The sequence below is a fragment of the Billgrantia kenyensis genome, assembly GCF_013697085.1.
GTDB classification, from domain to species: Bacteria; Pseudomonadota; Gammaproteobacteria; order Pseudomonadales; family Halomonadaceae; genus Halomonas; species Halomonas kenyensis.
This window is the reverse complement of record NZ_JACEFT010000054.1, coordinates 1-9,990: the sequence shown is the minus strand read 5'-3', so window position 1 is coordinate 9,990 and position 9,990 is coordinate 1. Positions and strand designations below refer to the sequence as shown.

At 62.8% G+C, this 9,990-nt stretch carries 8 protein-coding genes and 1 pseudogene; 2 read left to right on the top strand and 7 right to left on the bottom strand.

Going from position 1 to position 9,990, the window contains the following annotated elements; genetic code table 11:
* The 3 genes and pseudogenes from H1D44_RS20165 to tdh form a co-directional block, all read right to left on the bottom strand.
* Positions 1-212 (bottom strand): annotated as a pseudogene (locus H1D44_RS20165) (type VI secretion system tip protein VgrG); the annotation flags it as partial.
* Positions 213-434: 222 nt separating this feature from the next.
* Complete coding sequence (kbl, locus tag H1D44_RS20160; RefSeq protein ID WP_181517061.1) at positions 435-1,625, bottom strand: glycine C-acetyltransferase; 1,191 nt, start codon at positions 1,623-1,625, stop codon at positions 435-437.
* Position 1,626: 1 nt separating this feature from the next.
* Complete coding sequence (tdh, locus tag H1D44_RS20155; RefSeq protein WP_181517060.1) at positions 1,627-2,655, bottom strand: L-threonine 3-dehydrogenase; 1,029 nt, start codon at positions 2,653-2,655, stop codon at positions 1,627-1,629.
* A gap of 232 nt (positions 2,656-2,887) precedes the next feature.
* On the opposite strand from tdh, the gene H1D44_RS20150 reads away from it, so the two are divergent.
* Both H1D44_RS20150 and H1D44_RS20145 read left to right on the top strand, forming a co-directional pair.
* Complete coding sequence (locus tag H1D44_RS20150) at positions 2,888-3,457, top strand: helix-turn-helix domain-containing protein (RefSeq protein ID WP_181517059.1); 570 nt, start codon at positions 2,888-2,890, stop codon at positions 3,455-3,457.
* Between the two features lie 22 nt (positions 3,458-3,479).
* Positions 3,480-4,247, top strand: a complete 768-nt coding sequence (locus tag H1D44_RS20145; RefSeq protein WP_181517058.1) for a TRIC cation channel family protein — start codon at positions 3,480-3,482, stop codon at positions 4,245-4,247.
* Positions 4,248-4,281: 34 nt separating this feature from the next.
* Here H1D44_RS20145 and H1D44_RS20140 read toward each other — a convergent pair whose 3' ends face one another.
* From H1D44_RS20140 to H1D44_RS20125, 4 genes are read right to left on the bottom strand one after another with little or no spacing between them, the layout of a single operon-like run.
* Positions 4,282-5,082 (bottom strand): PEP-CTERM/exosortase system-associated acyltransferase, encoded by an 801-nt coding sequence (locus H1D44_RS20140; protein ID WP_181517057.1) that lies wholly within the window; start codon positions 5,080-5,082, stop codon positions 4,282-4,284.
* Positions 5,063-7,900 (bottom strand): bifunctional diguanylate cyclase/phosphodiesterase, encoded by a 2,838-nt coding sequence (locus tag H1D44_RS20135; RefSeq protein WP_181517056.1) that lies wholly within the window; start codon positions 7,898-7,900, stop codon positions 5,063-5,065. Before H1D44_RS20135 ends, H1D44_RS20140 begins: the two co-directional genes overlap by 20 nt.
* A 44-nt stretch (positions 7,901-7,944) precedes the next feature.
* Positions 7,945-9,144 carry an OprO/OprP family phosphate-selective porin gene (locus H1D44_RS20130; protein WP_220128189.1) on the bottom strand — a complete coding sequence of 400 codons (1,200 nt, stop codon included), beginning with the start codon at positions 9,142-9,144 and terminating at the stop codon, positions 7,945-7,947.
* Entirely contained in the window at positions 9,113-9,547 is a 435-nt protein-coding gene (locus H1D44_RS20125) for a type 2 periplasmic-binding domain-containing protein (RefSeq protein ID WP_238984488.1), read from the bottom strand. The genes H1D44_RS20130 and H1D44_RS20125 overlap by 32 nt, the downstream gene beginning before the upstream one ends.
* Positions 9,548-9,990: the final 443 nt, after the last annotated feature.

Genomic DNA, 9,990 nt, shown 5'->3' with positions numbered 1-9,990 from the left:
ACCTGGCGCAGCATCTCGTCGTCCTGCCAGATCGTCAGGGTGGCCTCGCGGTCGAGGATGTCGCGGGCGGAGAGGCTACCGTTACGGCTGGCGAAGCGCACCGAGAGCTCGAAGGGCGCGGAGAGCCGTTCGCGGTGGGTGAATTCAATGACCGCGAGGTCTTCGACCTCGGCTAGAGTCAGGGAGAATCGGAGTCCGGTGACAAGGGCCATGCTTCCCTCCTGGAAGACGGATATGGCCCATATGCAGCATCACGCGTGCCAACTTCGTGTGAAAATCATGATATCAGTGGGTTATCAAAAAAAGCCTCTAGAAGCCTAAGTAGACTCAGGCAATTTCTTGCCTGAGTCAGGCAAGAAGTTGCCCAGCAGGCAACTTCTTGCCCGTGCAGAGAAGGCAGCACGGGGTCCAATCCGGCGCTGCATTCTGGCGAGTCAGATTCCCAGGCGCTCCTTGACCTTGCCGAAGGCGGCCAGGGCAAACTCCAGATCGTCGCGGGTCAAGGCGGCGGACATCTGGGTGCGGATGCGCGCCTTGCCTTGGGGCACCACCGGGTAGGAGAAGGCGATGACATACACCCCTTCCTTGAGCATCTCCTCAGCGAAGCGGGCGGCAAGCCCCGCGTCATGCAGCATGACCGGCACGATGGGGTGCTCGCCGGGCAGCAGCTCGAAGCCCAGCCGCTCGAGTCCCGCGCGGAAGAAGGCGGTGTTCTCCGTGAGTTGTCTGCGCAGCTCTTGGGACTCGGCGGCCAGCTCGATGGCCTTCAGCGCACCTGCCACCACCGGCGGTGCCACGGTGTTTGAGAACAGGTAGGGCCGCGAGCGCTGACGCAGCAGCTCAATGATCTCGCGCTTGCCGCTGGTGTAGCCGCCGCTGGCGCCGCCCAGCGCCTTGCCCAGGGTGCCGGTGGTGATATCGATACGATCCATGCAACCACGATACTCATGGGTGCCGCGGCCGCCTTCACCGAGAAAGCCGGTGGCATGGCAATCGTCGAAATGCACCAGGGCGCCGTAGCGTTCGGCCAGGTCGCAGATCTCGTCGAGCCGGGCGATATAGCCGTCCATCGAGAACACGCCGTCGGTGGTAATCAGCTTGAAGCGCGCGCCACCGTGCTCGGCGGCCTTGAGCTGCTCCTCCAGATCGGCCATGTCGTTGTTGCGGTAACGGTATCGCCGCGCCTTGGAGAGTCGCACGCCGTCGATGATGCTGGCGTGGTTGAGCTCGTCGGAGATCACCGCATCCTCGGCGCCGAGGAGGGTCTCGAACAGCCCGCCGTTGGCGTCGAAGCAGGAGGGGTAGAGGATGGTGTCCTCGGTACCGAGGAAGTCGGTAAGGCGCTGCTCCAACTGCTTGTGCAGGCTCTGGGTGCCACAGATGAAACGCACCGAAGCCAGGCCATAGCCCCACTCTTCCAGGCCCGCCCTGGCTGCCGCATTGACCTCGGGGTGCTGGGCCAGTCCCAGGTAGTTGTTGGCGCACAGGTTGAGCACTTCCTGGCCGGCATTGATGCCGACATGGGCACCCTGCGGCGTGGTCAGCTGGCGTTCGTGCTTGTATAGACCGGCCTGGCGAATGGCATCGAGCTCACCCTGCAGGTGCTGCTTGAAGGCTCCGTACATGTCATGACTCCCAGTTGAGGACGACCTTGCTCGCTTCTCCGCTCAGCATGGCATCGAAGCCCTGCTGGAACTCGGTGTAGGGCAGGCGATGGGTGATCACCGGCGAGATGTCCAGGCCGGACTCGATCATCACCGACATCTTGTACCAGGTCTCGTACATTTCGCGGCCGTAGATGCCCTTGAGCGTCAGCATGTTGAAGATCACCGTGTTCCAGTCGATGGCTATTTCCTCGGTGGGGATACCGAGCATCGACACCTTGCCACCGTGGCACATGTTGGCCAGCATGTCGCGGAAGGCGGCAGGGCTACCGGACATCTCCAGGCCCACGTCGAAGCCTTCGGTCAGCCCCAGCTCGCGCTGCACGTCGGGCAGCGTCTCGTGTCGTACGTCGACGGTGCGGGTCGCACCCAGGCGCTTGGCCAGCTCCAACCGTCCCGGGTTAAGGTCGGTCACAACCACATGGCGCGCCCCGGCATGGCGGCATACCGCCGCGGCCATGGCGCCGATCGGCCCGGCGCCGGTGATCAGTACGTCCTCACCGAGCAGGTCGAACTGAAGCGCCGTGTGCACGGCATTGCCCAGCGGATCGAAAATGGACGCCACGTCGAGGTCGATACCCGGCTTGTGTTCCCACACGTTGGACATGGGCAACGACACGTATTCGGCGAAGGCGCCGGGCCGGTTGACTCCCACGCCACTGGTGTGGGCGCAGAGGTGGCGGCGCCCGGCCAGGCAGTTGCGGCAGCGTCCGCAGACCACGTGGCCTTCGCCGGAGACGATCTGCCCGGGGCGGAAATCGTTGACGTTGGAGCCGACTTCGACGATCTCGCCGACGAACTCATGACCCACCACCATGGGCACGGGAATGGTCTTCTGCGCCCAGCTATCCCATTTGTAGATGTGTACGTCGGTGCCGCAGATGGCGGTGCGCTTCACCTTGATCAGCACGTCGTTGATGCCGACCTGTGGGTCGGGCACCTCTTCCAGCCAGAGGCCGGGTGCGGCCTCCTTCTTGATCAGCGCTTTCATGGAGCTACCTTCCTGACTTGTGGTTGGAGGGTTCAGGTGGGGTGAACTGCGATTGTCGCTGGCAATTCGCCACGTCGAGTTTAGTATGAAAGAATCAATTCCAGTATTGCAGAATACTTCCGTTATGCAAGACAAGAATCCTTTATTGTGGATTCTCCGGTTCAGGCGAGCCTGGCTTGGTTGGCAACGTCTTGCTTGGGTATAGGGGAAAATCGAGTTGAGTGACACGGCGATGACAGACGAAGTGCAAACGGAGGCTGGCAGCCTGGCCAGTCGCGTGATCGAACTGCGCAAGCGGCGTGGGCTTACCCTGGAGCAGCTGGCAGCGGCGTCGGGGGTGAGCCGCTCGATGCTCAGTCAGATCGAACGGGGCAAGGCCAATCCTACCCTGGCGGTCACGCTGCGCATCGCCCAGGCCTTCGGCATGAACATCGGCGATCTGGTGGATCAGCCGTGGACGGCTTCGCGTATCGAGGTGATCCGCGGCGACGATGCCAGCCAGTTATTTCGTGACGATCAGGATTGCCGCATTCGCACGCTCTCGCCGCTTAACATGGAGAAGCACGTGGAGTTCTACGAGGTGCGGTTGGCTCCCGGTGCCAGCCTGCACAGCGCGGCCCACTTCGAAGGCACTCGCGAACTGCTCACCGTCACCCAGGGTCACGCGCGGGTCGTGGCGGGGGACAATCGCTGTGAGCTCGGCCCCGGCGACTCGGCCCACTACCATGCCGACCTGGAGCACACCATCAAGAACTGCGGTGACGAGGAGCTGGTGAGCTTTCTCGTTGTGACCTATCAATAGCGGCTAGCTCCAGGAGGGCGGTGTGACGGGGTTGGTGTACTGGCTGGACATGGCGGGGGTCATCGTATTTGCCCTCTCGGGGGTGATACTTGCCTGCCGTTCGCGGATGGACCCGTTCGGCATGCTGGTGCTGGCCGCGGTGACCGGCATCGGCGGCGGTACCCTGCGCGACCTGGTGCTGGGCGTACGCCCGGTGTTCTGGGTCACCGACCCCACCTACCTGTGGGTGATACTCGCCACCGTGGGGCTGTCGATCATCGGCTTCCACTATATTCACCGCCTCTCCCGGGTGTTCCTGCCGGTGGCCGATGCCTTCGGCCTGGCGCTGTTCACGGTGATCGGCGCCCACAAGGCATTGCAGCTGGAGGCGCCCGGCGTGGTTGCGGTACTGATGGGGTTGTTGACGGGAGTGGCCGGCGGCATGGTGCGCGACGTGCTGGCGCGTCGGGTGCCAATGGTGCTGCGTGAGGAAGTCTATGCCACCGCCTCCATTGCCGGTGGCATCACCTACGTGGGCCTGGGTGCGCTGGGCGTGCCGACGGGGATCGTCATCGGCCTGGCTCTTGCGGTCACGTTGGGCCTGCGGCTGGCGGCGATCCACTGGGGGCTGGCGCTGCCGGTGTTTGCATGGGTGGTCATACCGCCGTCCGGACAAGCCCCATTGCCCGACGCGGAAGCGACAGACAGGACCGGCCATGGCGATCAAGCGCCGAAATCGAAGGCGCGTAGCAAGGCGCGGGTTCGCATGATTTCGCCCAGTCAGCGCAAGCGAGGACCCAGGGGAGACTGAGGGGGCGCTTTCACTGTTTCCGGGGTGGCTCCTGCTAGCTGGTGGGGAGGGCGCTCTCCATCTGGGTGGCCAGTGATGACTTGATGTGCTCATAGAGCGGCAGCAAGGTGGGCTGGAGGTCCCGCTCGGCCTGATTCTGGTCGATATAGTATGCCGCCCGGGGGCCACAATAATCGATGACGTCGCCTACCTGGCGGAACTGCAGGCCCGAGATTTTCAGCAGCCGGGCAAAGCGGGGTTCCATCATGGCAAAGACATGGCGACGATCGGCGAGACCGACGATGGCAGTGGCGGCCAGGAACAGGCTGAGGGTAACCAGCGGAGAGGGCGTCGGCAGCTTGTCTTCGGCCAATGGCTGCAGATCCTTGTCGTGCAGTCCCAAAGCGCAGTTACGAGTGCGGCGAAAGCCGGGGTGCACGGCCAGGCGGGACACTTCACAGAGAGTGGCACGTTCGAAGCGATCCGGGTGCCATTGGGGGTCAGTCAGGCCATGGGCGCAACTCTCTTCCAATGGCAGCCGCTGCTCCTCCGCCGTGCCGACTCCCGCCAGTACGACCCTCAGGCAGCCTGCGTCACTATTGCTTTCAACATGGTTGAGAAGGCACAGGATGGCATACCTGTCGTGGAAGTCTTTTTCGAAGGGCAGGTCGGCGTTCTCGCCGAGGCTATACTTCAGTTCTTCGCGAAACACCATGTGGCGAAGCGCGTAGGCACGGTATCGGCTCGCCTGGCTCTTGGCGATGATGAAGCGATACTGTTCCAAGAAATCGCGTACCCGAACCTCCAAGGGCGCGTCAGCTGCAGCCGAGTATGACTCACGGCGTCGTGTCTCCATGTGATACTCCTGGAATGGCTTCTGACAGTGGGATAGGACGGCCGAGATGGTAGCCCTGGCCGTATGAGATGCCGTAGGAGGTGAGAAGGGGAACCAGCGCCTCCTGCTCCACGAACTCGGCAATCGCCAGCTTGCCGAAGCCTGACGCAATGTCGGCAATGGCCTTGACGATGACTTGGCTTTCCGGATTCGTTATGAGGGTGCGGATGAAAGCGCCATCGATCTTGATGAAGTCGACGGGCAGTTCGCCGAGGTAGTGAAAGCTGCTGAAACCAACCCCGAAGTCGTCGAGGGCGGTGCGACAGCCAAGGTCCCGCAAGGCCTGGAGCACCCCGCGTGCGCTGGAGAAGTCGGTGACGGCGGCGGTTTCGGTGATTTCCAGGATCAGGTGGTGAGGGTCAGCCCCGGTTGCTGCAAGCTCCTCCAGAAGGAATTGCTGCAGCCCCTCGTCGTGCAGGGACTGGCCCGACAGGTTGACCGCGAGGCTGATGCCCCGTGCCTGGATGAGGCTCAGTGCGCGCAGGCTATGGCGCAGCACCCAGCGGTCGATCTGCACGATCTGACCGCTGCGCTCGGCCATTGGAATGAAGTGGGCGGGAGAGATAAGCGCCCCCTTGGGCCCCCGCATACGCAGCAGAACCTCGTAGTGGCGTACCTCGCGATCGCTGAGGCGCATGATCGGCTGCGCCATCAGCTCGAAGCTCTCCTCCTCGATCGCCTGGCGAATCCGTTCCACCCAATAGACCCGTTCCTGCAGCTCGTCCTTGGCCCGCTCGAGGGTCGAAAGCAGGTGCCAGCGCTGGGAGCTGCTCTCCTTGGCCTTGTACATGGCGAGATCGGCGTTGGCCATCAGGTCGGCAGGGTTGTCGCCATGGATGGGGAACAGAGCGATGCCGAGGCTGGAGGTGGCTCGATGCCGCTGGCCGCCTGCGTCCAGGCCGGTGCCATCGAGCAGCGGAGTGATCTGCTTGGCGATGCTGATGGCTTTCCTGGTATCGGCGCCCTCGAGGAGCAGAGCGAACTCGTCTCCCCCCAGGCGGGCGATGGGGCCGCAGTGGCCGAATTGCTGAAAGAGCGTATCGCCCACCATGCGCAACAGGCGGTCGCCGGTATGGTGTCCGCTGAGTTCGTTGACGTCCTTGAAATGATCCAGGTCGAGCAGCAGGACCGCGCCGCTGCGTCCCCGCTGCATGACGGCACCCAGCGCTTCCTGGAAGTAACGGCGGTTGTAGAGCTCAGTCAGCGGGTCGCGCTCGGCCAGCCAGGTCAGCCGCGCTTCTGCCAGCTTGCGCTCGGTGATATCGAGCCCGACCGATATCCTGGCAGCCCGGTCGTCGCCGCGTGACACCAGCGGTGCGTGGTACCAGGCGATGGTGTGTTGGCGTCCATCCGTCGTCACCAGGCTGCGCTCTTCCTGACTCGAGCCTGCTCCGGAATCGGCACTTGCCCGGGAAGTGAAGACTTCGTCGAAGTCGCGGCCCAGCAGGCGTTCTTCCTGCATGGCCAGGGTCGCAAGCGCGTAGTCGTTGATCAACGTAATACGCCCCCTCGCATCCTGGGTCACGATGAAAACCCGGGCCGTATCCAGCAGGCTGCCGACGAAGTCGCGCTCCCGCGCCAGTTCCTCGACCCGTTCGGCCAACTGCTGACCGCGTGCGGTGACCTCATGCTCCAGCGCCTCCAACTGGTCCGAGAGGGCCAGCGTCGTCCCCTCCAGGACGTCGATCTCGTCTTCAAGGCGGCTACGCGACCTGGGGATGGCGCGGCGTGTTTCGTCGAATCCGCCATGGGCCAGCGCCGGGAGCACTCCGGCCAGCCGGCGCAGCCTTGCCATGGGGCGCAGCAGGATGGCCAGCAGCAGCAGTTCCGCCGCCAGCCAGCCGCCGATGCCGGCCAGAAGCAGGTTGCGCGTATCTTCCTGAATGGCACGAATCTGTGCAGTGATGTCCGCTGACAGGAGAAAGAAACCGGTGCTGCGCCGGTTCTCGTCTGCCTCCATGCGCACGGCGGAGAGTTCGTAGTCGCGCCCCTGATGCTGCAATCGCATCGGTGACCCGAGGATATCGCTGAGCATCGCCGAGCGAGAAGCGTCCTCCAGTATCGGTAAATAGTGTGCCGGGTGCGTGAGTGCGATCAGGTGGCCGTTCCAGTTCCTCAAATGCCGCTCGGGCATGACCTCAGGCTCATGGGCACCGGTAATCAGCAGGGCGACCTCGCTGCCGGAAACCTGATGGGCCTGGCGAGTCACATCGGCCAGCGAGCGTGACAGAATCACCATGCCAACGCTTTCGCCCTCCACCAGAACGGGAACCGCAGCATACTGGCGACAGTCGTTGGCACAGCGCAGTGCCGAAAGCGGGTGCTCGGTTTCCATTACCTCGCGCACCCAGTCCTGAACGGGGCGCTCCTTGTCAGCCTGTCCTTCTCCCCAATTGGCCAGTTGATGCCCCTGCGCATCGAAGATCATGACTTCGTCGATACCGGCCTCGAGCTGTAGCGTGGGCCACTGGGAGGAAAGTGAATTGATCAGTCCCTCTTGATCCTCCACGGCCAGCGCCGGTCCCAGTTCGGGTGCTGCCGCCGCCAGTGCCGCAATCTGCTGCAGGCCTATTTCGGAGCGCTGCAGGGCTAGCTGGATTTCACGGACTTCACGCTCGTGGCTCTCCTGTCGACTCTCCTCGAACTGGCGCATCAGGTTGGCATGGCCGAGCCAGGTGAACAGGCCCGCGAATACCAGCAGCAGCAGGCTGCTCAGGGCGAGTACCCGCCAAGTAAGGCTGAGGCGGGGGCGCGGAGCTGGGGAAGAGGAGGTGGTCATGCTGGCTATCCCTGCCCGTTCATGTAGAGAAGCGTGCTGGTCGATCAGAAACGTAGAGAAAGTTGGAAGAGCAACATGTTCCAACGCCGCCGAGTATCGCTTGGATCAGGTTCGTCGCGTAAGGGCAGCCAGCCAGTGCCATCCACGTGATGATATTCGGCGGCCAACAGCACGCGTGGGTTGACGCGCCACTGCAGCCCCAAGGTTATGTCGTCGGCAAAACGGGCATGGGCGGGGCCGCGCCCCTGGGCCTCATAGGCCCGGCCGGAACGGTCGTCACGGTCTGATACCAGGCTGTCGTAGCGTACCAGCCATTGCCAATCGTCGAGGAAGCGCCGGGAGTATTGGACGTACCAGCTTTCGCCGGTCATGTCGGAACCAGGCACGCCGCCGGTATCGGTGGTCGAGATATTACGCAAGGCGGCCTCACCCGTAATAGCCCAGGTTCCTTCATCATACTGCAGTGAGAGAATCCAGGGCTGGAAGTTCAGTTCACCATCGTGGGGGCCGAGTCCGAGGTCCAGGTTGACATCCGCTGCGCTCAGGGCGGCCGTGAAGCCGCCACCGGAGTGCTCATAGCGAATCTGGGCAATCGACGACGTGCTGCCACTCACCTCCATGCCCAGCTGGGACGGATACAGCTGGCCGGACAGGTCGCGCGTCGTGGGCGTGCCGACCCCGCCTGTGAAGCGCAGTGTGCCGTGCTTGAAGCGCTCCTCAGCGTAGACACTGACACCGTCTGCGGAAAGCCCCAGCGAACGAGTGCGGTCGAAGTAGATCGACTGAGGCAACAGTATGCTTGGGCGCGTGAAGGCCACGTCGCGAGTCTGGTTGTAGAATCCGAAGGGATTCTTGAAGCGTCCGACCTGGATGCCCAAGGTACGTTGCTGGCTGGAAAGGGGTTGGTAGTCGATGACGCCATAGTCGAGTGCCGGCCGGGCATCTCTGCCATCACCACCGGCACGCCGACTGAGCACCTGGGCGGCCAGAAGGACATTCGGGTGCGGTCGGAGCGAGGCGTTGGCGCCGATCTCGGTATATTTCAGGCTGCCGCCGCCGCTGCTGCTGGGGCCGAAAAAGTCGTTATGGTCGGTGACCACCAGCGCCTGGCTGAGGAATCCGTGTGCCTGAAGTGAATCCATCACTCCTTCGGCCAGGGCAGCGGGAGACCAGGCCAGAACCAGCATCAGCAGCAGTGGGCACGAGCGACGATTACTCCATGGTAATGACTTGGACTCGATCATCCAGATACTCCCTCTCCAGATACCCTATGGCGCCAGGTGTGGTGGCGACGCGTTCCAGCATCTCGGGCTGACTGTTGACCTGGCTTGGCGCCTGGCCCGTGCCCGAGAACACCATGCGGTCCCAGGCCAGCTGGAGCTGGTGGGGATACACGGTCAGTCGTTCCTTGACGAAGCGTGAATGTACGGGATGACTGTTGGGCAGGACGAACACGCGGGCGGCCTGTCCATCAGGCCAACTGCGCTGCCGCATGGCGAAGATCGCCCGAGTCGTGTCGCGGGTCAGCGCAGGGCTGGAGCCCTGCGGGTGGGCGATCAGAACGACCGACCGGTCATCGGCCTGCACTGAAAGAGGCAGAAGCGCCAGAGTCAGCAACAGTATCAGCAGACGAGTCAGCTCAGCCACGCGCAGCTTTCCCCATGGCTCTGTTGGTATGACATGGAGTGGGGCGAGAACGGCTGTGGCACAGCGTGACCCGAAAAGACGACTCTCGTGGCTGAACCATAGGCAGCGGCTCCAGCCCGGTCTTCATGAGCTTGTCAATGACGAAATCCCCCGATCCCTTACCGAGCAGAGCACCTGGCTCGATAATGTCATGCTCCCTGTTTATATATATCGTACTTTAGCCTTTAAGCATTGTTGCACAACAGCTGCACTTTCGCCCCGACGAGAATCAACGGGGCGCTTGCAGCCATGGAGTTATCGTCAAATCTGGTGGATGGCAGTCAGGCCGCATTCCTGTCTGATTGATCGGCTACTTGCTCCCCGTCCTGGAACTTGACGTTGCTCACGACGAGTTCCAGCTTCTGGAAGTGTTTAATCCTCCTCCATCGCTTTTGGGCGCTCTG

Coding starts and splice junctions, on each gene's coding strand:
- tdh (WP_181517060.1), bottom strand. CDS start 2,655: ATGAAAGCGCTGATCAAGAAGGAGGCCGCACCCGGCCTCTGGCTGGAA.
- H1D44_RS20135 (WP_181517056.1), bottom strand. CDS start 7,900: ATGACCACCTCCTCTTCCCCAGCTCCGCGCCCCCGCCTCAGCCTTACT.
- H1D44_RS20140 (WP_181517057.1), bottom strand. CDS start 5,082: ATGGAGACACGACGCCGTGAGTCATACTCGGCTGCAGCTGACGCGCCC.
- H1D44_RS20150 (WP_181517059.1), top strand. CDS start 2,888: ATGACAGACGAAGTGCAAACGGAGGCTGGCAGCCTGGCCAGTCGCGTG.
- kbl (WP_181517061.1), bottom strand. CDS start 1,625: ATGTACGGAGCCTTCAAGCAGCACCTGCAGGGTGAGCTCGATGCCATT.
- H1D44_RS20130 (WP_220128189.1), bottom strand. CDS start 9,144: ATGATCGAGTCCAAGTCATTACCATGGAGTAATCGTCGCTCGTGCCCA.